Source organism: Prolixibacteraceae bacterium (assembly GCA_019720755.1).
Classification (GTDB): Bacteria; Bacteroidota; Bacteroidia; order Bacteroidales; family Prolixibacteraceae; genus Halosquirtibacter; species Halosquirtibacter laminarini.
Genome location: CP081303.1, coordinates 3,974,274 through 4,000,281, shown reverse-complemented (window position 1 = coordinate 4,000,281; position 26,008 = coordinate 3,974,274). Strand labels below are relative to the sequence as shown.

Genomic DNA, 26,008 nt, shown 5'->3' with positions numbered 1-26,008 from the left:
TGTTAATTGAGATTGATTTTTTTGTTAGAGATATCTCCATTGTTAAGTTTAGGTTAACTGCAATATTCTTATAGTTTTTTTATTGATCTTTGGATCTTATTAAATGGATGATAACTTATAAAGCAATATGAAATCCTACTCTTTAAAAAGTCTCTCTGTATACTTATCGTTAGCACTTACTCTAATTTTTGTTGTATTCCTAACAATTAATTTTGTGTACCATAGATTATGGTTTTTATGCCTTTCTGTACCGATTCTTCTTGTTGTAACTATTCTGATTGTAAACTATATCTTAAATAGTTTGGTGTATAACAAACTTAAACCCATATATAAAATCGTTAGATCCATTCCCGTATCTGACAAAAAGAGGACTCAAAATCTCACAAACTCTATTGATCTAATCAATGAAGTTCACAAAGAAGTAGAGGAGTGGTCACACTATAAAACAGAAGAGATCAAAAGACTTAGAGAACTAGAAAAATATAGAAAAGACTTTTTAGGGAATGTATCTCATGAGTTGAGAACTCCTATCTTTAATATTCAAGGATATGTTCTTACCCTTCTTGATGGAGGTATGGATGATCCAAAAATTAATAAACTTTACTTAGAGAGAACAGAAAAGAGCGTCGATAGAATGATCTCTATTGTGGATGATCTAGAGTCGATCACAAAACTTGAAGCAGGAGAGTTGAAACTAAACAAAACGAAATTTAATATTATTAAATTGGCCCAAGAGGTGTTTGATCTCGAAGAGAGAGAGGCTTGTGAAAAGAATATTAGACTTCGTTTCGGTAAAGAGTTTGATAAACCTATTCTTGTTTATGCTGATCGTATGAAAATCTTTGATGTACTTAGAAACCTTATTGGAAACGGAGTGAAGTATGGTTTCAAAGGAGGATACGTTAAAGTAGGATTCTACGATATGCTAGATCATATTATGGTAGAGATCTCTGATAATGGTACAGGGATTGAGAACGACCATGTACATAGAATCTTTGAGCGTTTTTATCGAATAGATAAAAGTAGATCACGAAAAGAGGGAGGAACAGGTTTAGGCCTTGCAATCGTGAAACATATATTAGAAGCACACGAGCAATCAATCCAAGTAAAAAGTGTTCCAGATCAAGGAACCACTTTTACATTCACCCTCGAGAAATAGATGCCCCAACTTTTATCCTTTTTTTTTATATATTTGAGTACATCCAAAACAATTATAAAATGAGCGACGAATATAGCAAATACAGCATTCTTCTTGTTGACGACGAAGAAGATATTCTTGAATTCATAAGCTACAACCTTCGTAGAGAGGGATTTAATGTTTTTACAGCTAAAAATGGTGAAGAAGCTATTGAACTAGCAGTGAAGCAGAATCCTCATCTAATTATTCTTGATGTAATGATGCCTGAAATGGATGGAATTGTTGCTTGTGAAGAGATTAGAAAGATACCATCCCTTAAGGGTTGTGTGATCGCTTTTCTTACTGCAAGAGGAGAAGACTACTCTCAAATAGCAGGCTTCGAAGCAGGAGCGGATGACTACATAACAAAACCCATTCGTCCAAAAGTATTAATAAGCCGTGTCAAAGCACTTCTAAAAAGACATGACTCTCATTCGTCAGAATTAGAGGAAGATTCTAATATTCTACGAATAAGTGATCTTATTATTGATAAAGAGAAATATCTCTTGATTAAAGACAGTAAGGAGATGATTCTTCCTAGAAAAGAGTTCGAACTTTTATCCCTTCTTGTATCAAAATCGGGGAAAGTGTTTACTAGAGAAGAGATATATAATACAGTTTGGGGAGATAATGTAATTGTTGGTGACAGAACAATTGATGTACATATTCGCAAGCTTAGAGAGAAAATTGGTAGTGATCATATCAAAACTTTAAAAGGCGTTGGATACAAATTTGTTGAATAACATATAAAACTGTCATAAGACCATCTTTTTCTTTTACTTACTTTGACATAGGGAAGAAAGATGTTGAAACTTTTATAATAATCTACTTGTTATTTATCAAAGTGGTTGACATTTCCTTAGTAAATAAAATATGCGCTATGAAAAAAAACATTTTTCTTATCATTACTTTAGCCTTGATAACTTTAGTAAGTTGTCAAGAAAAAAAAGTAAAAGAGGTTCCTAAAGAGGTTCCTGTTATTCAAGAAGTAATTAAACATGAGAAGGTTGTTGTTACAGAAAAACCGGATAACAAAGAAGCTGAGAAAATTCCTGTAAGAGGAGTAAACTTAAAAGACAGATTCTTTGTTGTTGCAGGAAGTTATAACATCTTCTCTAATGCATCAATCCTAAAAGATCAGCTTTTAAAATTAGGATACAAACCTGTTATTTTGATGCAAGATGAGAATGGTCAATTTAAAGTAACTATTGAGTCATTCCAGTCATTAAAACAAGCAGAGAAGGAGCTTACAAAGCTTACTGATAAAAGTAATATTTTAAAGCATTCTTGGATATTTAAGCGAAAAGGAAAGGTCGAAGCTTTTCATAAAGATCCTATCTAATATAAACAGAAAGAGGTTTGGAATTCGATTCAAACCTCTTTTTTTATCTTATTATACACTAAAGACGGAGATTAGATGTATCTCCATTTAAAGTACTTTTATCATAATAGATAAATAAAACTTACACCCATTTTCTGATAGTGTCCACTCCCTGCTACAGAACCTCTCGATAACATAGAATTAGAAGTGACTTCATATACCTTATAGATACCCTTTGGATACCCTTCGTTTACTCTAATAGTAACCAAAGGGTAACTAAAGGGTAACGGAAGGGTAACTAAAGTACGGCGGAGATACCTTTCTAATCATTGTAATCCTCCTCTAAATCAAGAAAAAATAGCATGAATTTCAGAAACTCAAATACCACCTCTAACTTATAATTAAATAGATGTTCGAACGGATCCGATAATAGGACAGTAGTATATCAAATATCAGTTTTCATTTCGATCTTATTCTTAGCAATAATATCGAAATGAAAATTAGAAAGAGAAGCGATTATAAACAATTAAGATATTGTTTATAACTTTCTCAAATCTCTTTTCGCAGACGTGCCACTGGGTAGCCCATCTGCTCCCTATATTTGGCAATAGTACGGCGAGCAATATTGTAATTCTTTTGCTTCAAGAAGTCCGAAAGCTTTTGATCTGTAAGAGGTTTACGTTTATCTTCCCCTTCAATACACTCCTTGAGAATTTGTTTTATTTCTCTGGTAGACACCTCTTCTCCATCCTCTTTATGCATTGCCTCAGAGAAGAAATATTTTACTTGAAACGTACCAAAATGAGTCTGAATGTACTTGCTATTAGACACTCTAGATATGGTTGAAATATCTAGTCCTGTACGATCAGAGATGTCTTTTAATATCATCGGCTTCAGTTTGGTTTCATCTCCGTCAATGAAATACTCTTTTTGATAATGAATGATAGCATTCATCACAAGAAGAAGTGTCTGTTGTCGTTGCCTTACTGCATCGATAAACCATTTGGCTGAATCAAGCTTCTGCTTTACAAAAAGTGCTGTATCTTTTTGATGAGAGTTACTCTTACCTCCAGAATTTTTGTAATCTTTAAGAATATTCGAATAAGTACTATTAACACGAAGTTCAGGAATGTTACGTTGATTAAGATTTAACACCAACTCCCCATCTGTTAACTCTAAAATAAAATCTGGAATGATCACTTGACTCGATCTCCCAATAGTATTACTATAAGAACTTCCTGGTTTTGGGTTTAGACGTAATATCTCTTGTATTGCTTGTCTGAGAAGATCATCATCAATATCCATCTTCTTAATGAGTTTCTCATAGTGTTTTTTAGAAAACTCATCAAAATGTAATTCTATTAATTCTGTAGCAGTTTCGATCACAAGATCATGATCAGACTTCCTTTTCAATTGAAGAAGCAAACACTCTCTAAGATCTGAGGCACCAACACCAGCAGGATCTAAGGTCTGAATCTTCTTTAAAACAACATTTAGTTTCTCTTCATCTGTCTGGATATTCTGCATAAATAACAGATCATCCATGATCGATTCGAGATCTCTTCTCAAATAGCCATCTTCGTCAATGTTTCCAACAATATTCTCTGCAAGTACTAATTCATCCTCTGTCAGGTCTATTAGCCCCAACTGCTCCATTAAAATCTCATGAAATGAGGCTCCTTCTGTTAGAGGCATATCTTGAGTTTTATCATCCGATGAATAGTTATTCGCTTGATATCTATAAGAGGGTAGATCCTCATCATTTAAGTAGTCATCTACAGAAAACTCCTCATTATCAACATCATTATTAGACTTAAGTTCGTTGTCGTACTCTTCATCCACCTGATCTGATGAGCTCTTTTCCAATTCTAATATAGGGTTTTCCTCTAACTCTTTCTTGATACGTTGCTCTAGTTGTAACGTAGGAAGTTCAAGTAATTTTATTACTTGTATCTGCTGAGGTGACAGCTTCTGTAGAAGCTTTTGTTGTAGACTTAACTTTTGCATATAATAATTCCCCTAGTTACGCTAAACTGAACACAAACCTTGTTATTCACTTCATATATCCTTCACATTAAAACGAAGTCATACATATAAATAGATTGTTTATTTATTTTGTTCAAGATAGAAATTATTAGGATACAGAAAAAATATTGTTCAAAGGTTTATAATCTAATCACGATATTCTTGAATTACATTCTTTTATGATGTTCAATAGAACAAGTAGAGGAGAGGATATGTCCTTCATGTGGCAATGTACAATTACAATATTCATAATAAGTTAATATTTGGAACAAGCTAGTTTTAAACATGTTTAAAACATCTCCAATTGATTATATTACAGCATGATAATGCATTCTCTTTAAATAAAAAAAGGGACAACTTTTAGAAGTTGTCCCTTTTTTTATTTAATCTTGATATTGGATATTATATGATGCCACCACTATCTCTATTGGTTTTCTTACCCATAACTTTGTCATACTCGTTCCACATAATTTCACGGTACTTTTCATTGTCAGGGTATTTCTTCACTGCCTTATATGCCTTGATAAATCTAGGATGTTTTCTATAAATAACTTGAATAGCTCTCTCTCCTGACATATACCAAACACCAATACCAATTGCCAGCCATACAAAAACACGTTTGTACACTCTTGAGATATGTACTCTTTTCTCTTTTATGAAAACAATTGTCTCTGAAATGGCAACAATCAACAAGATGGTCATACCCAAAAATACAAGCGCATTAGAACTTGTAATAAAAACCATATGTTGTCCTGCACCAGAACATGTTAAAAACAGTCCAAAACCTGCTAATAAAGACATCCTTTTAGAGATCGGATCATAGATACACGTGCTTTGATCTTTTCTTCTAAAAGAATAATCTTTGAATCGGAAAATACTCCATATAAAATAGAAGATTCCTATAAGTAAGAGTGAAACACCTTCAATTAAATAGCCATTATTGACTAACATCATTCTTAGTATAAATCCTAGAATTACACAAAATTCTAAAATTTTCTCTATTGTTCTCATTATATATAGTGTATGGTTTATCTACGACAGAATGTTTCTGTTTATTATAATTGAGTACAAATATAATAAATAGAAACAATATTATGTTTTGTAAATTATTAAAACAATCTATTTTCTTGATGGTTATCCACATTTGTTCGATCCAAGTGGGAATAAGCTAAAGAAGTCACTTCCCTTCCCCGAGGCGTTCTCTTAATAAAACCCTCTTTAATTAAGAAAGGTTCGTATACCTCTTCGATAGTACCAGCATCTTCCCCTACAGCAGTAGCAATAGTGGAGATACCAACAGGACCACCTCTAAATTTATCTATGATCGTTGCTAAAATCTTATTGTCCATTTCATCCAAACCATATTTATCAATATTGAGTGCTTCTAGGGCAAATCTTGTAATCTTCAAGTCAATAGCCCCATTACCTTTAACCATCGCAAAATCTCTAACACGACGAAGTAAGCTGTTGACAATACGTGGAGTTCCTCTACTTCTAAAAGCAATCTCATGCGCAGCGTTCTCTTCAATAGGAACATTTAGTAGGGCAGCAGAACGTACCACAATTTTAGATAGGACATCAATGTCATAATACTCTAAATGACTATTAATACCAAATCGAGCTCTTAATGGGCTGGTAAGAAGTCCTGATCTTGTAGTTGCTCCAATCAATGTAAACGGAGCTATTTCAATTTGAATAGAACGTGCACTAGGACCTTTGTCAATCATGATATCAATACGGAAATCCTCCATAGCGGAGTAAAGATACTCTTCTACGATAGGAGAGAGTCGATGAATTTCATCAATAAAAAGAACATCATGGGGTTCTAGGTTTGTTAACAAACCAGCTAGATCACCAGGTTTATCAAGCACAGGTCCGGAAGTTATTTTTAAACCAACACCTAATTCATTTGCAATAATATTCGAAAGGGTCGTTTTACCTAATCCTGGAGGTCCATGCAACAAAACATGATCTAAGGCTTCGGATCTAATTTTAGCGGCTTTCACAAAAATCTCAAGATTATCGACGATTTTCTTCTGTCCTTTAAAATCATCAAAAGATAAGGGGCGCAACGTATTGGTTAGGTCACTATCCGATTCAAAAGTATTTTCGTTTCTAAAATCAAAATTCTCGTCCATGGTGCTAAAAATATTTTTTACAAAAATAGGGCTATTTGTTCTAACTTCTCAATTTTTGACTATCAACTTATTCAACGTTATTCACTTGCTTTTTTATATCATATACATTTATTACTATTCTAGTTATTTAAAAAATTAAAGAATAAAATATAATAATAATAGGCTGTTGATCATGTGTAAAAAAGAAATTGAACTTTTTTTGTTTTTTAATGATTAACCATGAATTAACAGAGAGTATCTATCTTACTAACATCGTAAATCGTTGTGTTCTAGTTTAAATGATGTATTTGTCATTGGTCGGAAATAAAAGTTATTAATAACTGTTTGAAGTGAAAACACTAAAAAATTATTGTGTGTTATTGGTTCGTTTATTGTCATTAAAAAAGAGGTATATTATTTGGAATTGCATGGATCTCGGTTATAGATGTAGAACTCTAATATATCCCAATAATTTAGACTATTTTTTTGACCTACTTTTACACCATTTATCATTAGCTCTTTCACACTTTTATAACATACTTTGTTCACAAAAATTTCTATTGGCTTAATAAAGAAAACGATTATTCTCAGATAATTAAGATTGTTTTATCTCTTTTTATTAGATTTGCATTAAAATATATAATTAAGTGATGAAAAAAATTGCAATAGCTTGCGATCATGCAGGATACGAAAGAAAACTTGAAGTTATTAACCACCTAAATGAACTAGGGTATGAAGTGGTTGATTTCGGATGTAATTGTTTAGATAGTTGTGACTATGCTGACTTTGTCCATCCCCTTGCGTCAAAAATTGATAAGGGAGAATTAAGTCAAGGTATTATTATATGTGGTAGTGCTAACGGAGTTAATATGACTGCAAACAAGTATCAACAAGTTCGTTCTGCTTTATGTTGGGTGCCAGAAATCGCGGTACTAGCTCGTTCACACAATAATGCGAATGTTTGTGCAATACCAGCTCGTTTTACCTCTTTAGAGGAGTCTATTAATATTGTTAATGCATTCCTTTCAACAGATTTCGAAGGTGGTCGTCATACTCGTAGGGTGGAAAAGATTGCAATTCAAAAATAACACTCTAAACAGATTAGAGGTAATCTATTAAAATACTCAGAATTATGTTGTCTAATACATGCAAATATGCAGTAAGAGCTGTAATTTATCTTGCTTCTGGTTTTGATGGGGATCATAAATATGGGATTAAGAAGATTTCAGAAGATCTGAAAATTCCTTCTCCATTTTTAGGTAAAATCCTTCAAAAGCTTGTTAAGTCAGGTGTTTTGAATTCAAACAAAGGGCCAAACGGAGGATTCTGTCTATCTAAAGATCCCAATCTTATAACACTTTTTGATGTTGTCAACGTAATTGATGGCAAAGATTTTTTTGAGCAGTGTTTGATTTGTGATATGACTTGTTCTGAAAGAGAAGAACATGATGATTTTTGTGCTATCCATTTAGGATTTAAAGAGATCCGTGAAGATATAGTCAACTTGTTTAAAAATAAAACTATTGGGGAATTGCTTGAGGATGCCAATAATGATCAAACTCCAGCAAGCCTAAGATTTTGATATACTACTTTTACTGAAGAGTATTTTAAAAATAATAATGCCGATGATTGCTCCAGTTGTGTTGGCTGCAACATCGGCAATACTAGATGATCTATTGAACAAAGAGGTTCCTTGAATCAACTCTATTCCAATACCGAATACTACTGCTACACAGAGTGTGTATACTTCATTCACTTTTTTATATGTTGCACCTCTTAAAAAATATGCAAATCCAATATAAAATAGAAGGTGGACTACCTTATCAATATTTACTATATCAATTTCTGGGATATCTTTAGAAGGCAGAAGGCAGCCATATATTATTATACATACCCATAATGTCAATAAGTATTTTGAATATTTAATGGAGTAATTAATCAAAGTTATCATTCTTATTTTTTTATGTCAGGAATATATTTTCACATCCCTTTTTGTAAGTCAAGGTGTTTCTATTGTGATTTTCACACAAGTGTAAACGTAAAATTAATCAATCCATTGTTTGACACTCTTAAGAAAGAGTTATGCTTAAGAAAATCTTATCTTAAGAATGATTCTTTAGTTAAAACAATATATTTTGGAGGAGGGACTCCTTCTCTATTGTCTCCTTCTCAGATCAAAGAACTTATTTTACTATCAAAACAGGAGTTTGATTGTATTGATGAATTAGAGATCACAATGGAGGCAAATCCTGATGACCTGAATCTTGATTATTTGAAGGAGATAAAGTTGGCAGGAGTAAACAGACTTAGTATTGGTGTACAATCTATTGATGATCATATACTAGCCGATATGAACCGTCGACACGGAGCTATTGATGTTTTTAATGCTATTAACAATGCTGTTCATATTGGTATTAATAATATCTCTATTGATCTGATCTATGGGGTTCCTAAGCTTTCTTCAACTATGTGGAAAACTACAATAGAGAAGATATTATCTCTTCCTGTTACACATATTTCTGCATATCATTTAACCTATCATGAAGGAACCGAATTTTATCGTAGATTGAAGAAAGGATCGCTACTCCCTGTGATCGAAGAGGAGAGTCTTGAACATTACGATATATTGGTTTCGATGCTTGTGGAACATGGTTTTGAGCATTATGAGTTATCAAATTTTTGCAAAAATGGATTGATATCTAATCATAATAGTTCCTATTGGAGAGGAGATAGTTATCTTGGTATTGGTCCTTCTGCCCACTCTTATGATGGCGTGAGTCGACAATGGAATATTTCTAATAATAAAAAATATATTGATCTTATTCCGAAAGGGGAAGAGTTTTTTGAGAAGGAGCTTCTTTCTGATGATGATCGTTATAATGACTACATTATCACTGCGTTTCGTACTAAATGGGGAGTTGAAGAGACAATAATTTTGAATTTAGGCGATAAGTATCTTGATTTCTTTAAAACTAGAGTAAAATCTTTTGTTGATTCAGGAGAGGTTGTTTATGATAATTCTTGTTGGACAATATCAGAGAAAGGAATGATTCGTTCAGATTTAATTATTGAGAATGTATTTTACTGTGAATAAACAATGTTGATAACATTGTAACGTGTTTTAGTTCAGTTGTTTAGTATGTGTTTTTAATTATCTCGGTTATTACTAATTCTATCAATTGTTCCTCGATAATTACTTTTTATTTTATACTTTTGTATCGTTTTGGTTTTATGCCAATTATCATTTTAAATCAAATTAAAGTGGCTATAGAATTTTTTGCGGAAGATATTGATTTTCCAAATTACAAAGAAGATTATTTAAATAAGTTTATTGAATCACTTATTGCATCAAAAAAACGTCAAGTTGGTGAGATTTCTTACATCTTCTGTTCAGATGATTACCTACTAAAAATTAATATTGACTATTTGCAACATGATTACTATACTGATATTATCACTTTCGACTATGTAGAAGGGGATGTTATTTCTGGTGATGTTTTTATGAGTATTGATAGAGTGGTTGATAATGCTGATATTTTAAAAGTAGATTTTGAATCAGAATTTGCTCGTGTTTTGTCCCATGGTATTTTACATCTATTAGGGTTTAAAGACAAAACGGATGAGGAGGCTGCTATAATGAGATCAGAAGAGGAAAAAGCCATTTCCCTTTTTGAGAAGGTGAAGGGTGAATATAATGCCTCTTTGAATTAAATTCTTTTTGTATAAAATTGATAAGTAGATATGCTACCTTTTTATGATATAATTGTTGTTGGTGCTGGCCATGCTGGTTGTGAAGCCGCAGCAGCAGCTGCAAACCTTGGGTCAAAAACATTGTTGATAACAATGGATCTTAATAAAGTTGCCCAGATGAGCTGTAACCCTGCTATTGGTGGGATTGCTAAAGGACAAATTGTTCGAGAAATAGATGCCTTAGGTGGATATTGTGGACGAATTACAGACTTATCGTCTATTCAATTTAGAATGTTGAATAGATCTAAAGGGCCTGCAATGTGGAGTCCTAGAGCACAGTGTGATAGAATGAGATTTTCTGAAAATTGGAGAAATCAACTAGAGCAACTTGAAAACTTAGATTTTTGGCAAGGTACGGTGCAACAGTTAATCTTTGAGGGAAACAAGGTAGTAGGAGTGAGAACTGAGTTGGGCGTAGAATTTATGGCAAAGGCTGTGGTTCTTACTAATGGTACTTTCCTTTCAGGTTTAATGCACTTTGGAAAGACGAAGTTAGAAGGCGGACGTATCTCAGAACCTACTTCTTTGGGTATTACGGAACAACTTATATCTAAAGGTTTGAAAGCAGATCGCATGAAGACAGGAACTCCTGTACGAATTGATGCACGCTCTGTAGACTTCTCTGTGATGACAGCCCAAGGGGGAGATGATGAGATTAGAAAATTCTCTTACGATCCAGATGTGGTTTCTAGCTTAATACAGAAACCTTGTTATATAACTTATACCAACCCAGAGGTACATGGTGCTTTAGAAAAAGGTTTTAAAGACTCTCCAATGTTTGATGGAACAATCGAGAGTACAGGCCCTCGTTATTGTCCAAGTATCGAATCTAAACTAATAACATTTGCATCTAAAGATCAGCACCAACTGTTTTTAGAGCCTGAAGGAGAAACAACTATCGAATATTATCTAAATGGTTTTTCATCTTCTTTGGCTTGGGATGTACAATTGGAAGGATTAAAGAATGTACAAGGGTTAGAGAATGTTCGTATTTTACGTCCAGGTTATGCTATTGAGTATGACTATTTTGATCCAACTCAGTTGTTTCATACACTGGAGGTTAAAACATTAGAAAACCTTTACTTTGCAGGACAAATTAATGGTACTACTGGTTATGAAGAGGCTGGAGCACAAGGCCTTATGGCTGGTGTTAATGCACATCAAAAGATTATGAACAAATCTGAATTTGTTCTAGGTCGTAATGAGGCTTACATTGGTGTCTTGATAGATGACTTGGTAACAAAAGGTGTTGATGAACCATATAGAATGTTTACAAGTAGAGCTGAATATCGTATTCTTCTTCGACAAGATGACGCAGATGTTCGTTTAACGAAAAGAAGCCATGAATTAGGCCTTGCTACTGAAAAACAGATGAACCTATTAAGTGAAAAAATTGCTCTTCGCGATAAAGTAATAGAGTTCTGTAATAACTATAGTATCAAAGCAAAATATATCAATGAATGGCTGGTTGAAAATGGAACCACTGCACTTAAACAAGGATGTAAATTATTAAACCTTATCTTGAGACCACAGTTGACTATATTTAAATTATTAAATGCTGTGCCTGCTTTCAATGATCTATATTTATCACTTCCAGAAAATAGAAGAGATGAAATTTTTGAAACAGCAGAGATATTAATGAAATATTCTGGTTATATTGAAAGAGAGAAGGCTATCGCTGATAAGTTAAAAAGATTAGAACATATCAATATTTTTAATAAATTTGATTACGAATCGATACATACCCTTTCTACAGAAGCACGTCAAAAGTTATCTAAGATAAATCCAAAAACAATTGGTCAAGCTTCTCGTATTTCAGGTGTGTCTCCAAGTGATATTAATGTATTATTAGTATTGTTAGGTCGTTAATAATTTTGTTTCACCATACAATGGGAAGTGGAAGTGATACTCTTCCCATTTTTTTTTTTACATGAATTCTAAGCAAATTAGTATAGACGAGGTAAAAGCATCGATTAGAGATGTTGTTGATTTTCCTAAAGAGGGAATTGTATTTAAAGATATTACTACAGCAATCAAAGATCCTGCAGTTCTTGTATATTGTGTGGATGAACTATATGAATATTATAAAGATAAAGGTATTACCAAGGTGATCGGTATTGAAAGTAGAGGCTTCATTCTAGGAAGTGTCCTTGCTTATCGTTTAAATGCTGGTTTTGTTCCTGTAAGAAAACCAGGTAAACTGCCTGCTGAAACAATTCAAGAATCTTATGATCTTGAGTATGGGACAGATACTATTGAAATACATAAAGATGCATTAAATAAAGAAGATGTTGTACTTATTCATGATGACTTGCTTGCTACTGGTGGTACAGTTTGTGCTGCAACTTCTCTTGTAGATAAGTTTGGTGTAAAAAAATCTTATGTCAATTTCATGGTTGAATTAGACTTCTTGAAAGGAAGAGAACGCATTGAAGATAAATATGACGTATACTCTCTATTAAGATTTTAATCACTATTTCATTATGGAAGATGATTCTTACAAGAACTCTTTAAAAGATAAGATCAAGCTTTTGCCTTCCGAACCAGGTGTTTATCAATACTTTGATAAGGCTGGTGTTATTATTTATATTGGTAAAGCAAAGAATCTAAAAAAAAGGGTGTCAAGTTATTTTAACAAGACTCATGATAATCTTAAAACAGAGATTCTTGTAAGAAAAATTACCTCTATTGAGCATATTGTTGTTGAAACAGAGCAGGATGCACTTCTGTTGGAGAACAACCTTATAAAAAAATACAAACCAAAGTATAATATATTGCTCAAAGACGATAAGTCTTATCCATGGATTTGTATTAGTAATGAATCTTTTCCACGAGTATTCCTTACTCGTAATGTGGTCAAAGATGGTTCTATCTATTTTGGTCCATATACTTCTACCACAATGGTTCGTGCTTTAATCGATCTCATTCATCGTATCTTTAAGCTTAGAAATTGTAAACTAAAGCTTACTAAAGAGAATATTGATTCAGGAAAGTTTAATGTATGCTTAGAATATCATATTCAAAATTGCTATGGGCCCTGTGTGGGAAACTATTCTGAAGAGCTATATCGTAATGATATATCAAAAGTTAAACATATTCTTAATGGTAATTTATCTGAAGTTCTTGAGTATCTAAAGAATATGATGATGAAACTATCTGAAGAGATGCGTTTTGAGGAGGCTAATGAGTATAAAATCAAGTTTGATCTACTAAATAATTATAAGAGTAAGTCCACTATTGTAAGTTCTAAAATTAAGGATGTTGATATTTTTACTGTCGATGAAGATGAGAAGTCAGGTTATGTGAACTTTATAAAGGTGAAAAATGGTGCTATTATTCAATCTTATACTGTAGAGTACAAGAAAAAACTTGATGAACCTCTTTCCGAAATATTAGAGAAAGGGATCGTGGATATTCGTCAGAAGTTTTTTAGTGTATCTCGTGAGATTTTGGTCCCTTTTGCATTGGATATACAATTCGATGAGGTTAAAATTATTATCCCGCAAATTGGAGATAAGAAGAAGTTATTAGAGTTGTCCTCAAGAAATGCGAAATACTTTAAACTTGAAAAGAAGAAGGCACGCTCTCTAAAAAATCCAGAACTAAAAGTAGATAGGTTGATGGAGAAGATGATGAAGGATCTCAATTTAAAGGTCTATCCTCGTCATATCGAGTGCTTTGATAATAGTAATATACAAGGACATTATCCTGTTGCAGCTTGCGTCGTTTTTAAGAATGGTAAACCATCAAAAAAAGACTACCGTCATTTTAATATAAAAACAGTAGAAGGTCCGAATGATTTTGCTTCTATGGAAGAGATTGTTCATAGAAGATATTCTCGTTTGGTAAAAGAAAATTTACCTCTTCCTGATGTGATTGTTATTGATGGAGGTAAAGGTCAACTTGGTGCTGCTGTTAAGATCTTACGTGAGTTAAATATTCTTCATAAAATTTGTGTTATTGGATTAGCAAAAAGACTAGAGGAGATCTTTTTCCCTGGTGATCCAATACCATTATATCTAGATAAAAAAAGTGAGACACTAAAAGTTATTCAACATCTACGAGATGAAGCCCATCGTTTTGGGATTACTTTTCATAGAAATCAAAGGTCAAAAGGTTTTTTAAATTCAGAATTAGATGAGATAACAGGTATTGGCCCTAAAACGAAAAGTACCCTTCTAACTAATTTTAAAAGTGTACAAGCGATTAAGGACGCTTCTCTTGATGCTCTTCAGACAGTTGTTGGTAAATCAAAAGGTACTATCGTCTATGATTTTTTTAAACAATAGTACCTTACAATAGATATTTTTCTATTATTGATACTACTTCAAAACTGTTTTCTTTATGTAATTCAATAGCTAGTTCTCCCTGTTTAAAAGGAATCTTCTTTTCAATCAATTTTTCAGAGAGTATATTACTATCTGTAATGTATCCTTTTTCCACGTGGAACATGACTGTTTTGTTTGTATTATCTAGGGATTTCAAGAACTTGAATTTTGGCCCATACCCTATATTCCATTCCCATTTATTGTATTTCTGTTTTATTAACTTCTCAATTGATTCTTTATTAATTTCCGATTCGATATCATAATAGATTCCACCTTTCTTTTCAAAGTAATGTATCAAATCTAATGTTACAACTTCCAGCTTTGTAGGAATGTTTTTATATCCCCCTAGGTTCATTATTCTACTCCTTTTTGATTTGACCCCTTTGCTTTGGAATAGAGAACTTGGTGCATTCAATATTTTCGATATCTTACTTAAGTTGCTGTTTATTAACAATGTTCCATGTGCTATTATTCTATCTTTATATATATGAAAAGCAGTTCCAGTGACTTTCTTTCCATCTACCTGTATGTCATTCCGCTCAGATAGATGTGCATCGACACAGTAAGTCTCTGCTAAAAAATGTTGAAGTGGTTCAATACATTGTTTATATGAGAGAGTCTCAATGTTCTCCAATTTACGTATAAAACTAAAGTTAATATTGCCCATATCATGGACTACTGTCCCTCCACCAGATATTCTTCTTAATACAGGTATTCTCTGGGATTTAATATATTCTGAAGATACTTCTTCAAATGCATTTTGATGTTTTCCAATGATTGCCGAATCCTCATTTATATATAGAAAGAGAAAGTCTTCATCCTTGTTTTTAAGAAGAAATTCTTCCGTTGCTATGTTGAAAAACGGGTTTGTGGTATTACTGCATATAATTTTTAGCATATGTTCTTCTTTTCTTTCATTACTTTTGTGATAAAGTATTTTATATAACTGTTAAAACTCATTATTGTTTATAAATTATGAAGGTAGTTTTGCAACGCGTAATGAAGGCTTCTGTTGAAATTGACGGTGCCATACATTCTAGAATAGAGAAAGGGCTTCTTGTTTTTTTGGGAGTAGGTAATGAGGATTGTGAAGAGGATATTCAATGGTTGGTAAAGAAAATATCCCAAATGCGTATTTTTGAAGATGAGAATGGACTTATGAATCGTTCTTTGATTGATATTCAAGGTGAAATTTTGGTTGTTTCACAGTTTACTTTAATGGCACAAACGAAAAAGGGCAATCGTCCATCTTTTATTGATGCTGCAAAACCAGATATTTCTACTCCTTTGTACGAGATATTTCTTCACAAAATGGATGATGTTTTAGATTCAGATGTTCAATCAGGTGTTTTTGGTGCAGATATGAATATATCATTGATCAATGATGGGCCTGTAACAATTATAATGGATTCCAAAAATAGATAATCATGAGAAAGTTAGAGTCTTCTCCTAATGATATCTCCATAAAAGAGCTTCAAGATAAAGTTGATGATTGGATTAAAACCTATGGGGTGCGCTATTTTTCTGAGCTAACAAATACTGCAATCTTAATGGAAGAGGTTGGTGAGTTAGCTAGAATCATGTCGAGAACATATGGGGATCAATCTTTTAAAAATGGAGATAAGACAGTTGATCATCTTGCCGATGAATTGAGTGATGTTCTTTGGGTTCTCGTTTGTATTGCAAATCAAACAGGGATTGATCTTACGGATGCACTAGAAAGGAACTTTCGTAAGAAAACAGAAAGAGACTCAAAGAGACATATTAATAACGATAAACTTAAGTAGAATATGAAAGAGATGGATTTATCTATGATGAAAGATTTCGATAGAAATTTCTCATTAGATGCTGTAAAAAAAGATATTCAGGATATTATTAAAAGACAAACTGAGGTTTGTAATACTCCTGATTATTATAAGTTGGCTTTATCTTGTATTGACCTTACAACATTAAATGCTACTGATACTCAAGATAAAGGAGTTCGTTTTACACAAAAGGTAAATGAGTTTCCTTCTGCTTATCCTGAACTACAAAATGTTGCTGCTATTTGTGTATACCCTAAGTTAGTTAAGACTGTTAGAGAGACTTTAAATGTAGAGGGTGTTAATTTAGCAGCTGTTTCCGGATGTTTTCCATCTTCAATGACTTTCATTGATGTGAAATGTAAGGAGACAGAGCTTACTGTTGATGCAGGAGCCAATGAAATTGATATTGTAATACCTATAGGGGATATGCTTAGTGGGGATTATCAATCGGTCTTTAATGAGATAAAAAAACATAAAAGTGCTTGTGGAGATGCTCATTTGAAGGTTATTTTAGAGTCAGGTGTATTGCATGATCCTGAGTTAATATGGAAAGCGAGTCTTCTTTCTATGCATGCTGGAGCAGATTTTATCAAAACTTCTACTGGTAAAATGGATCCTGCAGCTACTCTTGAGGCTGCTTATGTAATGTGTCATGCAATTTCATACTTTTACAAGGAAACTGGAAAGAAGGTTGGTTTTAAACCAGCTGGTGGAATTACTGAAACACATGAAGCGGTTGATTTTCTTTGTGTTGTGAAGGATATTCTTGGAAATGATTGGTTAAGTTCTACTTTGTTCCGTTTTGGTGCTAGCCGACTTGCAAATAACTTATTAACATCTATAGTGGGAGAGGAAACTAAATTCTTCTAACCATTATACATTATTAAACACTATTTTAAACGATCTATTGCAAAGCCAATAGATCGTTTTATCTTTGTTTCTATAGTGTATGTTATGTAGATAACATCGTGTAGTTGATCTTTTTAGTTTACAATTATTTATTTCCTAATATGAAAATGTTGGTGTTGATTAATCCTATTTCTGGTACAGGTAAACAGAAGGGGGTTGCCGAATTGATAAAAAAAACGTTAGATGCTGATCGTTTTGAGATCGAAATTCGTGAAACTGAATATGCTGGTCATGCTATCTTATTAGCCAAAGAAGCATCACAAAATGGTTTCGATATTGTTGTTGCGGTTGGAGGAGATGGAACTGTTAACGAAGTAGCCCAAGGATTGCTTTTTTCACAATCATCCTTAGCAATCATTCCTTGTGGTTCAGGCAATGGGTTTGCTCGTCATCTAGGTATTTCATGTAATCCTAAAAAGGCTATTCATCAACTTAATGAATCTGTATCTGCATCAGTAGATACACTTCAGATTAATGACTTTATCTCTATTAATGTTTCGGGTATTGGGTATGACTCCTATATAAGTCATATTTTTGCTAAAATGGATAGTAGGGGACTATCTTCTTATGTAAAAGCTATTTGGTCTACCTATTTTAGTTATAAGGATAGAAAGTATACTTTGCATATTGATGGAGAAAAGCAAAATTTTGATGCTTTTATGGTCTCTTTTGCAAACTCATCACAGTTTGGAAATAATGCATTTATTGATCCTAATGCAAGTCTTCAGGATGGTATTTTTACTGTCAATGTTATTAAAAAGCCACATCTTTATGAAGTGCCGTATCTTTTGTTCGCTTTGTTCGCAAAGAAGTTGCCTAGTACAAGAATCTATCAATCTTTTCGATGTAAAGAGTGTCTTATTATTCAACCAGAGAATATGTTACATGTCGATGGTGAACCTGTTGTTTCAGATAAGGAATTGTCTATCCAGTTAAAAAACAACTCATTAAAAGTAATGATTCCTAAAAATAAAGTAGGTGTTATATAGTAATTATATAACACCCGATTTCTCTATTTATTTCTTTGGGTAACAAAATCTATATAATGATTTAATGCATTGCTGTATGGTGATTCAGGAAAAGTATTCAATGTTTGAATTGCTTTTTCTGTAAATTTCATCATCTCTTTTTCTGCATGTACTAATCCATTTTTGGAAATAACAAATTCAGTAAGTACTTGAATATCATCAGAAGTTTTCTTTTTCTTCATCAATAGCTTTAGAGTCCTTTTTTTCTCCTTTTTGTTACAGTTTTCTAATGCATATATCATCGGTAGCGTAATCTTGCGTTCTCTAAGATCATTACCACTTGGTTTTCCAATAACATTACTTTGTTTGTAATCAAGAATATCATCTTTAATTTGGAATGCAATACCTATATCTCGACCTAATTGTTTTAGTGTATTGATAATCTCATCATCATCGGTATTTGATGCTGCACCAATAGCCGCACTACATGCTAGCAGGGATGCAGTTTTTTTCTCAATTATATCAAAGTATACCTCTCTAGTGATATCTAACTTTCTTGCTTTGTCTATTTGAATGATCTCTCCTTCACTCATTGATGAAACCGCCTCAGAGATTAATTCTAGAAATTTATACTCTCTTTTTTCGATACACCAAGTCATTCCCTTACCTAAGATAAAGTCTCCAACAAGTACAGCAATTTTATTTCTCCATAGTGCATTAATAGAGAAGGCTCCTCTTCTTTGAAACGAATCGTCTACGACATCATCATGTACTAATGTTGCAGAATGTAGTAGCTCGATTGTTATTGCACCATGATAAGCTTTTTCTGTAATATCTCCAGTTAAACCAGCAGCCAAGAATATCATGATAGGCCTCATCTGTTTGCCTTTCCTCCTAATAATATAATGAAGCACTTTGTCTAACATCGGAATGTTGCTCTTAACTGCTTCCTTAAAGTAGGGTTCGAATTCTTGTAGGTGGTTTTTTATAGGGGATGTTATTTGATCAAATGTTGTCATATACTACTCCTTACAATGCGATTGTAGACTATCGTTTGAATATTTACCAAATGTAATAATATAATCCAATAGTCTTAATTTAGTTTCGACTCTTTTGTTTATAACACACGACTCTTTTATGTTTTCATCATAATGAGGTCGTGATATGATGTGTAGTTCCTTATTGGAACCTTATTCTATATATTAACATGTAAGATGACGAAATTCCTTTTGTTTTTTAACTATTTCAACTTACGGAGAACCATCGAATTTATATCTTTGTTCTACAAAATGTAATCTTTTTGAAATTAGGAAGTTATAAAATATTCTCCGTTTACTTAACAATTACTCTTCATGGCAGTTGAAAAAAAAATATTTTTACTTGATGCTTATGCATTGATCTATAGATCCTATTTTGCATTTATTAAGAATCCGAGATTTAATTCGCAGGGTTTAAATACCTCTGCAATGTTAGGTTTTGCGAATACTCTAGAAGATCTAATAAAGAAAGAGGATCCTGAATATATTGCAATTGTATTTGATGTTCATGCTCCGACTTTTAGACATGAGTTATTTTCTGAATATAAGGCCAATAGGGATGCTATGCCTGAAGATTTAAGACTTTCAATTCCCTATATTAAGAAAATTATTAGCGCCTATAATATTCCTATCGTTGAATCTATCGGATATGAAGCTGATGATGTGATTGGAACCCTTTCTGTAAAGGCTAAAGAGGCTGGATTTACAACCTTTATGATGACTCCTGATAAAGATTATGCACAGCTAGTCAATGAGTCTGTTTTTATGTATAAGCCTAAAAGAATGGGTAATGATGTGGAGATTTGGGGTATCCCTGAAGTGAATGAAAAGTTTGGTATCGATGATCCAATAAAAGTTATCGATATCCTCGGGTTGATGGGAGATAGTTCTGATAATATTCCTGGATGTCCTGGTGTTGGACCCAAAACGGCCACTAAACTAATTAATCAATTCGGATCTATCGATGGTATTTACCAAAATATCGGTAAATTGAAAGGTGCTCAAAAAACTAAATTGGAAGAGAATGAAGAGAAGGTTCGATTATCTAGAGTGCTTGCAGAAATTATTTTAGATGCACCTGTTAGTACCTCTCTAGATGAGATGAAAAGGAAAGAACCTAATTCTGCCGAGTTGACTACTTTGTTTAAAGAAATGGAATTTAGAGCTCTTATACAAAAGTACGAATCGGTTGTCCCTACTAGTAGCAAAACTCCTTTGCAGTCTAATATTGATCTTTTTAGTAATGTTTCTCAACCTTCTCTTTTTGATCAAGTACAAGAAAAAGAGATTCCACGTGAAACAATTTTGTCAATATCTGATGAAAAGGTGAAATATTATCTTGTAAATACACCTGAGTTACGTGCAGATTTGCGCGCAGATCTTTCTGTACAATCACAATTTTGTTTTGATACAGAAACAACTGGTTTGGATCCATTCTCAGTTGATATTGTTGGCATCTCTTTCTCTTATAAAGAAGGCGAAGCTTTCTATGTTCCTATGCCAAATGATCGTAATGAGGCTTCTTTGATTCTAAAAGAGTTTGCTTCGATCTTTGAAGACAACTCAATCCAAAAGATAGGGCAAAATATTAAATACGATATTTTGATCTTAATGCAATATGGGCTCAAAGTAAAAGGGGTGCTTTTTGATACGATGATTGCTCATTATCTTTTACAACCAGAGCTTCGTCATAATTTGGATTACCTATGTGAGCAGTATCTAAATTACAAAAAGATACCTACAGAAAGCCTTATAGGAAAGAAGGGAAAGAATCAAAAAACAATGAGAGATCTTCCTGTTGACGAGGTTTGTACTTATGCTTGTGAAGATGCTGACTTTACTTTAAGATTAAAAAATATCTTAGAGCCTTTGGTTGTTGATGCTGGGGTATTAGAACTTTTTGAGAAAGTAGAAATGCCATTGGTTCATGTGTTGTGTGAGATCGAAAACAATGGAGTAAATTTTGATGTTTCCTCCATGAAAGATACAAAAGTACGTTTAACGAAGGAGCTGTTAGAACTAGAGACAGAAATTACAGAGATGGCTGGTGAGAAATTCAATGTTTCATCACCTAAACAACTTGGTGTTATACTTTTTGAAAAGCTAGCTTTAGATTCTAATGCCAAGAAGACGAAAACAAAACAGTACTCGACATCAGAGGAGGTTCTAGTTAAGTTAAGTAGTAAACATCCTATTATTAACAAAGTATTAGAATTTAGATCTACTAAGAAACTTCTTTCTACATATGTTGAAGCCCTTCCTAAACTAGTAAACTCTAGAACAGGTAAGATTCATACTTCATTTAATCAGACAGTTACTTCAACAGGTCGTTTAAGTTCTAATAATCCAAACCTTCAGAATATTCCTATTCGTGATGATCAAGGTCGCGAAATAAGAAAAGCATTTGTTGTTTCTTCTCCAGAACATATTTTTGTCTCTGCGGATTATTCACAGGTAGAGCTTAGGGTTATGGCCTATTTAAGTAAGGATGAGGGAATGATTGAAGCTTTTAAGCAAGATCAAGATATTCATACGGCTACTGCAGCTAAAATATATAAAGTTGCTGTTGATGAAGTAACTTCTGATATGAGAAGAAAAGCAAAAACTGCCAACTTTGGTATTATTTATGGTATATCTTCTTTTGGACTTTCACAGAGATTAAATATCTCTAGAAGTGAAGCAAAGTCTTTAATCGATGGTTATTTTGAATCTTTTCCGCAAGTGAAGGAATTCATGAACAATCAAATCGAAGTTGCCAGAAAAAATCATTATGTTGAAACGATATTAAATAGACGTAGATATCTTCGAGACATTAACTCTGCAAATGGAATGATGCGTGGAATGGCTGAGAGAAATGCAATTAATGCACCAATTCAAGGTTCTGCTGCTGATATTATTAAAATTGCGATGAACAGTATACAGAAAAGTTTTGAAGAGAAGCAAATTAAATCTAAGATGATTTTACAAGTTCATGATGAATTAAATTTTGAAGTTTGTAAAACAGAATTGGATCTTGTTTGTTCTATAATTAAGTCAGAGATGGAAAATGCAGTAGATTTAACTGTCCCCTTGAAAGTAGATGTCGGATTTGGAGCAAATTGGTTAGAGGCACATTAATCTGCTACATTACTTCTCATTTTACTGAAATACTTATTTTTTAATGATTTAATTTTATGTTACAAAAGGGGATTAATTCAGAGGAAGAATATCGTTCCTTGTTAATGAAACACTTGATTTCGTTAGCAAGTGGTGATGCTGATGCAGAAGATGCATCGGATTCCATTTCTTCTGTGCTAGATGCTTACGAAGCTAGGGCAATTGAAGAAGATGTAGAGGAGGAGTTGTTAGATGTAGAGCTTGTTGAGAGTTTAGTCTAACTCTTCTTTATTTAATTAATTTAAAGGGAGAACATTGAATGATGTTCTCCCTTTTTAATTTTATTGAACTCCCTGTTGCTTTGCAAAAGATAGAGCCGCTTTATATTCATTGATATTCCTTGATTTTTTAAATTTTTTATAAACTTTATGGCTGTTATTGAAGTGGTTGCAGAAATAGGACCAAAACCTTTCCATCTTCTGAATCACCTGTTGTTCAATATCAGTTTGTTCATTGATATCTTGAAATACATCTTGATGTATCTGAATAAGTATATTTAATTGGTTTTCGATATTAGCATCATTTTGTTTAATCTTTTGGACCAAATGAATATCATTCAGAGCACCTCTTCCCAGCATAGCCCCTTTTATTAAGTTGGTATGAGATAATATAGATGAATAATCTTCTAAAGTATTTATATCCCCATTATAGATTACATCATGTCTTAATTTTTTTACAAATTCATCTAAATATGATAAATCTACCTTTCCTTTGTATAGTTGTTTTGCAGTTCTAGGATGTATTATCACCTCCTCTAGATCATATTCGTTTAAGATATCGACCATCTCTTTCCATGTCTCATGGCTTTCTAGACCACTTCTCATTTTAATGGATACTTTCCCATCAAATTCTTTTAATATGGTATCTAAGATCTCATGTGTCGCTTCTATATGGTTGTATATACCTGCACCTCGCCCTCTTTTTGTAGCCATTGGATATGGACATCCAAAGTTGATATTTAGCTCCTTATAGTCGCTTAAAAAAGGAATTAAGAATTCAATCTCTTGTTTATTTGAAGCTAATATCTGTGGAACGACATGAATATTTTGATTGTTTTCGGTTAATATATCTCGCTGTTGTCTATTTTTTAATTTTTTGTCGTTGTTATAACTAATATAAGGGATGAAATATTTATCAAAAGTACCTATATATTTATTTATTGCATTTCTATAACTGTATTCTGTATATTCTTGAAGAGGAGCGAGGTATAGTTTCATCTTTTGTATTTATATCTGTTCATACTTTGCAAAGGTATTTATCTTTTGATGTATTTCTATTATTTTGGTTCTAGTTTATTTCAACATCATCTTTTAGAATAATTACTTTTAATGATAAGTTTTTTAATCTAATTATATATAATTTTGTGCTATTCAATGAAACAACTTTAACAATATGACTTATATATAATCTATGTTGAAACAGGACAAATTATTTACTGTTGACTCGATATCAAAGACTGATTCTGTACCATTCAATGATAATTCTACTGTTATAACAGTTTTGCCTATACGTAAAGAGGGATTAATCAATCATATTGGTGTTTATGAGAATATTTCTTTTGGAATACTTTTAGTATGTTTTATTATTCTTGCTTCTGTACGAATTATATTTCCGAAGTATCTAAACTCAATATTTCAATCGCTTATATATGGTGGCGTTGCCGAACGTATTTACAGGGAAAACCCTTATAGAATTGGTAATGCCGCTTTTCGTCTAGATTTTCTTTCATGGTTTATGATATCATTTTTTGGAGTGGAGGTATTGACTACTTTTTCTTTACTACCATATTCAAAAACGACATTACTTGGATTTATGTTGTTATTTACAGCTTTATACAGCTTTATCAGGTATTATCTGTTCAAATTAATCTCATGGATTTTCGATATTTCAGTCATTTCTGATGCAATATTGTTTAATAATGCACTTTTTATAAAACTAATTGGGGTTATTTTGTTAATTCTAAATATTTGTATTGTATACGTTTTAGATGTTCATAATCAATTGATATATATATCTTTAGGAGTGTTAGTGATTTCGTTTTTCTTCATGTTTTTTAGATCTATATTTGTATTGTTAAGAAAACATTTTTCTATTTTTTATTTGATTTTGTACCTTTGTACCCTCGAAATTTTACCAATACTTTTGATATCTAAGTGGTTACTTGGATAGATACAGGGTATATTATAAGTAAACCCATAAATCTTTAGAGCTTTGAAGATCAAAAGGATATTAGTTTCTCAACCAGAACCAGCAGCGGGTAAGTCGCCTTTCTTTGACTTAGCTGAGAAAAACAATTTAAAAATTGATTTTCGCCCATTTATACATGTAGAAGGAATTCCAGCTAAAGAGTTCCGTAAAACTCGTACGCAAATACTAGATCATACAGCAGTAATATTTACTAGTAGAACTGCGATTGATCACTTTTTCAGGATTTGCGAAGAGACACGTGTGTCAGTACCAGATTCATTAAAATATTTCTGTATTTCGGAAGCTACTGCTTTTTATCTACAAAAATATATCGTCTATCGTAAAAGAAAGATCTTTGTAGGAAGTGGACGTTTTAATGACTTGGTTGACTTGATGAAAAAGCATAAAGAGGAAAACTATCTTTTCCCTCTCTCTGATATCCATAAGCCAGAAATGCCTGAGATGTTAGAGCGTGCTAAGCTTAAGTTTACCAAGGCAATTCTTTATAGAACAGTAAGTAGTGATCTTTCTGACTTAAAAGAAGTAAATTATGACATGCTTGTTTTTTATAGTCCTTCGGGTATCAAATCATTGATGCAAAATTTCCCTGATTTTGAGCAAAATGATACTCGCATTGCAACTTTTGGTCCTGCTACAGCAAAAGCTGTATCTGATGCAGGCTTACGATTAGATGTGAATGCGCCAATACCTGAAGCTCCTTCTATGACAATGGCAATTGATAGATATATCAAATTGCATAAGGGTGACAAGTAATTAATTATAGGAGTTTTTTTTTAGGAGGGAGCATGTTCTCCCTCTTTTTATTGCTTTGATAAATGAATAAAAATACGTTTAAGAAACAGGAGAGATTGTGTAGTAAAAAGGTCATCGAAGAGATGTTTACCGAAGGTCATTCTACACTTTGTTTCCCAATAAAGGCAGTTTATCTTAGTGATTCTATTAATGTAGAGAAAGATACACCTGTTCAGTGTGCATTTACTGTACCTAAAAGACTTTTTAAGAGAGCGAATAAAAGGAATCTTCTGAAGAGGAGGATGAAAGAGAGTTATCGGTTGAATAAATCTTCTTTAGATTTACATAGTGAATCTCTTTCAATAATGTTTATTTATATTGCTAAAGAGGAGTTACCTTACAGCCGAATAGAAAGTGCTGTGAAGAAAGTGATACGAAAGATTTCGGATTCACAACAAGATAAAAAGAGATGAAC

General features: G+C 32.7%; 26 protein-coding genes. 19 read left to right on the top strand and 7 right to left on the bottom strand.

Going from position 1 to position 26,008, the window contains the following annotated elements:
- Positions 1 to 127: 127 nt before the first annotated feature.
- From K4L44_15895 to K4L44_15885, 3 genes are all read left to right on the top strand, one after another.
- Complete coding sequence (locus K4L44_15895; GenBank protein QZE13990.1) at positions 128 to 1,159, top strand: sensor histidine kinase; 1,032 nt, start codon at positions 128 to 130, stop codon at positions 1,157 to 1,159.
- 59 nt (positions 1,160 to 1,218) lie between these two features.
- Entirely contained in the window at positions 1,219 to 1,920 is a 702-nt protein-coding gene (locus K4L44_15890) for a response regulator transcription factor (GenBank protein ID QZE13989.1), read from the top strand.
- Positions 1,921 to 2,057: 137 nt separating this feature from the next.
- Entirely contained in the window at positions 2,058 to 2,519 is a 462-nt protein-coding gene (locus tag K4L44_15885; protein QZE13988.1) for an SPOR domain-containing protein, read from the top strand.
- Between the two features lie 528 nt (positions 2,520 to 3,047).
- Here the strand turns inward: K4L44_15885 and rpoN are convergent.
- The 3 genes from rpoN to ruvB all read right to left on the bottom strand — a co-directional run bounded on the left by rpoN (position 3,048) and on the right by ruvB (position 6,661).
- Positions 3,048 to 4,505: an RNA polymerase factor sigma-54 gene (rpoN, locus tag K4L44_15880; protein ID QZE13987.1), complete on the bottom strand. Its 1,458-nt coding sequence runs from the start codon at positions 4,503 to 4,505 to the stop codon at positions 3,048 to 3,050.
- 420 nt (positions 4,506 to 4,925) lie between these two features.
- Positions 4,926 to 5,534: a hypothetical protein gene (locus K4L44_15875; GenBank protein QZE13986.1), complete on the bottom strand. Its 609-nt coding sequence runs from the start codon at positions 5,532 to 5,534 to the stop codon at positions 4,926 to 4,928.
- Between the two features lie 98 nt (positions 5,535 to 5,632).
- Positions 5,633 to 6,661: a Holliday junction branch migration DNA helicase RuvB gene (gene ruvB / locus K4L44_15870; GenBank protein ID QZE13985.1), complete on the bottom strand. Its 1,029-nt coding sequence runs from the start codon at positions 6,659 to 6,661 to the stop codon at positions 5,633 to 5,635.
- A gap of 629 nt (positions 6,662 to 7,290) precedes the next feature.
- Between ruvB and K4L44_15865 the strand changes: the two genes are divergently transcribed.
- Entirely contained in the window at positions 7,291 to 7,728 is a 438-nt protein-coding gene (locus K4L44_15865; GenBank protein ID QZE13984.1) for an RpiB/LacA/LacB family sugar-phosphate isomerase, read from the top strand.
- Positions 7,729 to 7,772: 44 nt separating this feature from the next.
- On the top strand, positions 7,773 to 8,222 hold the full coding sequence (locus K4L44_15860; GenBank protein QZE13983.1) for an Rrf2 family transcriptional regulator: 450 nt from the start codon (positions 7,773 to 7,775) through the stop codon (positions 8,220 to 8,222).
- Here K4L44_15860 and K4L44_15855 read toward each other — a convergent pair.
- The gene (locus tag K4L44_15855) at positions 8,211 to 8,591 is read right to left on the bottom strand and encodes a VanZ family protein (protein QZE13982.1); all 381 of its coding nucleotides are present in this window, start codon (positions 8,589 to 8,591) and stop codon (positions 8,211 to 8,213) included. The genes K4L44_15860 and K4L44_15855 overlap by 12 nt on opposite strands.
- A 12-nt stretch (positions 8,592 to 8,603) precedes the next feature.
- On the opposite strand from K4L44_15855, the gene hemW reads away from it, so the two are divergent.
- From hemW to uvrC, 5 genes are all read left to right on the top strand, one after another.
- Entirely contained in the window at positions 8,604 to 9,734 is a 1,131-nt protein-coding gene (gene hemW / locus K4L44_15850; protein ID QZE13981.1) for a radical SAM family heme chaperone HemW, read from the top strand.
- A 167-nt stretch (positions 9,735 to 9,901) separates the two neighbouring features.
- A complete protein-coding gene (gene ybeY, locus K4L44_15845; GenBank protein QZE13980.1) occupies positions 9,902 to 10,351 on the top strand; it encodes an rRNA maturation RNase YbeY in 450 nt (149 codons plus the stop codon).
- A gap of 30 nt (positions 10,352 to 10,381) precedes the next feature.
- The gene (gene mnmG, locus K4L44_15840) at positions 10,382 to 12,259 is read left to right on the top strand and encodes a tRNA uridine-5-carboxymethylaminomethyl(34) synthesis enzyme MnmG (protein ID QZE13979.1); all 1,878 of its coding nucleotides are present in this window, start codon (positions 10,382 to 10,384) and stop codon (positions 12,257 to 12,259) included.
- Positions 12,260 to 12,320: 61 nt separating this feature from the next.
- A complete protein-coding gene (locus K4L44_15835; protein ID QZE13978.1) occupies positions 12,321 to 12,860 on the top strand; it encodes an adenine phosphoribosyltransferase in 540 nt (179 codons plus the stop codon).
- 13 nt (positions 12,861 to 12,873) lie between these two features.
- Positions 12,874 to 14,679 (top strand): excinuclease ABC subunit UvrC, encoded by a 1,806-nt coding sequence (gene uvrC, locus K4L44_15830; protein QZE13977.1) that lies wholly within the window; start codon positions 12,874 to 12,876, stop codon positions 14,677 to 14,679.
- A gap of 4 nt (positions 14,680 to 14,683) precedes the next feature.
- Here uvrC and K4L44_15825 read toward each other — a convergent pair whose 3' ends face one another.
- Positions 14,684 to 15,616, bottom strand: coding sequence for a lipoate--protein ligase (locus tag K4L44_15825; protein QZE13976.1), 933 nt, complete (start codon positions 15,614 to 15,616; stop codon positions 14,684 to 14,686).
- Positions 15,617 to 15,693: 77 nt separating this feature from the next.
- On the opposite strand from K4L44_15825, the gene dtd reads away from it, so the two are divergent.
- From dtd to K4L44_15805, 4 genes are all read left to right on the top strand, one after another.
- On the top strand, positions 15,694 to 16,143 hold the full coding sequence (dtd, locus tag K4L44_15820; protein QZE13975.1) for a D-tyrosyl-tRNA(Tyr) deacylase: 450 nt from the start codon (positions 15,694 to 15,696) through the stop codon (positions 16,141 to 16,143).
- Between the two features lie 32 nt (positions 16,144 to 16,175).
- On the top strand, positions 16,176 to 16,505 hold the full coding sequence (locus K4L44_15815; GenBank protein QZE16022.1) for a nucleotide pyrophosphohydrolase: 330 nt from the start codon (positions 16,176 to 16,178) through the stop codon (positions 16,503 to 16,505).
- Between the two features lie 3 nt (positions 16,506 to 16,508).
- A complete protein-coding gene (deoC, locus tag K4L44_15810) occupies positions 16,509 to 17,393 on the top strand; it encodes a deoxyribose-phosphate aldolase (GenBank protein ID QZE13974.1) in 885 nt (294 codons plus the stop codon).
- A 140-nt stretch (positions 17,394 to 17,533) separates the two neighbouring features.
- Positions 17,534 to 18,421, top strand: coding sequence for a YegS/Rv2252/BmrU family lipid kinase (locus K4L44_15805; GenBank protein QZE13973.1), 888 nt, complete (start codon positions 17,534 to 17,536; stop codon positions 18,419 to 18,421).
- Positions 18,422 to 18,444: 23 nt separating this feature from the next.
- Here the strand turns inward: K4L44_15805 and K4L44_15800 are convergent, their stop codons facing one another.
- On the bottom strand, positions 18,445 to 19,419 hold the full coding sequence (locus K4L44_15800) for a polyprenyl synthetase family protein (GenBank protein QZE13972.1): 975 nt from the start codon (positions 19,417 to 19,419) through the stop codon (positions 18,445 to 18,447).
- A 333-nt stretch (positions 19,420 to 19,752) separates the two neighbouring features.
- Between K4L44_15800 and polA the strand changes: the two genes are divergently transcribed.
- Positions 19,753 to 22,554, top strand: a complete 2,802-nt coding sequence (gene polA / locus K4L44_15795; GenBank protein ID QZE13971.1) for a DNA polymerase I — start codon at positions 19,753 to 19,755, stop codon at positions 22,552 to 22,554.
- A 104-nt stretch (positions 22,555 to 22,658) separates the two neighbouring features.
- The gene (locus K4L44_15790) at positions 22,659 to 22,814 is read left to right on the top strand and encodes a hypothetical protein (protein QZE13970.1); all 156 of its coding nucleotides are present in this window, start codon (positions 22,659 to 22,661) and stop codon (positions 22,812 to 22,814) included.
- Positions 22,815 to 22,874: 60 nt separating this feature from the next.
- Here K4L44_15790 and K4L44_15785 read toward each other — a convergent pair whose 3' ends face one another.
- Positions 22,875 to 23,810, bottom strand: coding sequence for a tRNA-dihydrouridine synthase family protein (locus K4L44_15785; protein QZE13969.1), 936 nt, complete (start codon positions 23,808 to 23,810; stop codon positions 22,875 to 22,877).
- Positions 23,811 to 24,003: 193 nt separating this feature from the next.
- On the opposite strand from K4L44_15785, the gene K4L44_15780 reads away from it, so the two are divergent.
- The 3 genes from K4L44_15780 (at position 24,004) to K4L44_15770 (ending at position 26,006) form a co-directional block, all read left to right on the top strand.
- Entirely contained in the window at positions 24,004 to 24,762 is a 759-nt protein-coding gene (locus tag K4L44_15780; GenBank protein QZE13968.1) for a DUF4271 domain-containing protein, read from the top strand.
- 42 nt (positions 24,763 to 24,804) lie between these two features.
- Positions 24,805 to 25,554 (top strand): uroporphyrinogen-III synthase, encoded by a 750-nt coding sequence (locus K4L44_15775; GenBank protein QZE13967.1) that lies wholly within the window; start codon positions 24,805 to 24,807, stop codon positions 25,552 to 25,554.
- A gap of 62 nt (positions 25,555 to 25,616) precedes the next feature.
- Positions 25,617 to 26,006, top strand: a complete 390-nt coding sequence (locus tag K4L44_15770; protein QZE13966.1) for a ribonuclease P protein component — start codon at positions 25,617 to 25,619, stop codon at positions 26,004 to 26,006.
- The last annotated feature ends 2 nt before the right edge of the window (positions 26,007 to 26,008 follow it).

Excerpts from the sequence above, each read along its gene's own strand:
- K4L44_15895 (QZE13990.1), top strand. The coding sequence starts at position 128 with ATGAAATCCTACTCTTTAAAAAGTCTCTCTGTATACTTATCGTTAGCA.
- K4L44_15890 (QZE13989.1), top strand. The coding sequence starts at position 1,219 with ATGAGCGACGAATATAGCAAATACAGCATTCTTCTTGTTGACGACGAA.
- K4L44_15885 (QZE13988.1), top strand. The coding sequence starts at position 2,058 with ATGAAAAAAAACATTTTTCTTATCATTACTTTAGCCTTGATAACTTTA.
- rpoN (QZE13987.1), bottom strand. The coding sequence starts at position 4,505 with ATGCAAAAGTTAAGTCTACAACAAAAGCTTCTACAGAAGCTGTCACCT.
- K4L44_15875 (QZE13986.1), bottom strand. The coding sequence starts at position 5,534 with ATGAGAACAATAGAGAAAATTTTAGAATTTTGTGTAATTCTAGGATTT.
- ruvB (QZE13985.1), bottom strand. The coding sequence starts at position 6,661 with ATGGACGAGAATTTTGATTTTAGAAACGAAAATACTTTTGAATCGGAT.
- K4L44_15865 (QZE13984.1), top strand. The coding sequence starts at position 7,291 with ATGAAAAAAATTGCAATAGCTTGCGATCATGCAGGATACGAAAGAAAA.
- K4L44_15860 (QZE13983.1), top strand. The coding sequence starts at position 7,773 with ATGTTGTCTAATACATGCAAATATGCAGTAAGAGCTGTAATTTATCTT.
- K4L44_15855 (QZE13982.1), bottom strand. The coding sequence starts at position 8,591 with ATGATAACTTTGATTAATTACTCCATTAAATATTCAAAATACTTATTG.
- hemW (QZE13981.1), top strand. The coding sequence starts at position 8,604 with ATGTCAGGAATATATTTTCACATCCCTTTTTGTAAGTCAAGGTGTTTC.
- mnmG (QZE13979.1), top strand. The coding sequence starts at position 10,382 with ATGCTACCTTTTTATGATATAATTGTTGTTGGTGCTGGCCATGCTGGT.
- K4L44_15835 (QZE13978.1), top strand. The coding sequence starts at position 12,321 with ATGAATTCTAAGCAAATTAGTATAGACGAGGTAAAAGCATCGATTAGA.
- uvrC (QZE13977.1), top strand. The coding sequence starts at position 12,874 with ATGGAAGATGATTCTTACAAGAACTCTTTAAAAGATAAGATCAAGCTT.
- K4L44_15825 (QZE13976.1), bottom strand. The coding sequence starts at position 15,616 with ATGCTAAAAATTATATGCAGTAATACCACAAACCCGTTTTTCAACATA.
- dtd (QZE13975.1), top strand. The coding sequence starts at position 15,694 with ATGAAGGTAGTTTTGCAACGCGTAATGAAGGCTTCTGTTGAAATTGAC.
- deoC (QZE13974.1), top strand. The coding sequence starts at position 16,509 with ATGAAAGAGATGGATTTATCTATGATGAAAGATTTCGATAGAAATTTC.
- K4L44_15805 (QZE13973.1), top strand. The coding sequence starts at position 17,534 with ATGAAAATGTTGGTGTTGATTAATCCTATTTCTGGTACAGGTAAACAG.
- K4L44_15800 (QZE13972.1), bottom strand. The coding sequence starts at position 19,419 with ATGACAACATTTGATCAAATAACATCCCCTATAAAAAACCACCTACAA.
- polA (QZE13971.1), top strand. The coding sequence starts at position 19,753 with ATGGCAGTTGAAAAAAAAATATTTTTACTTGATGCTTATGCATTGATC.
- K4L44_15790 (QZE13970.1), top strand. The coding sequence starts at position 22,659 with ATGAAACACTTGATTTCGTTAGCAAGTGGTGATGCTGATGCAGAAGAT.
- K4L44_15785 (QZE13969.1), bottom strand. The coding sequence starts at position 23,810 with ATGAAACTATACCTCGCTCCTCTTCAAGAATATACAGAATACAGTTAT.
- K4L44_15780 (QZE13968.1), top strand. The coding sequence starts at position 24,004 with ATGTTGAAACAGGACAAATTATTTACTGTTGACTCGATATCAAAGACT.
- K4L44_15770 (QZE13966.1), top strand. The coding sequence starts at position 25,617 with ATGAATAAAAATACGTTTAAGAAACAGGAGAGATTGTGTAGTAAAAAG.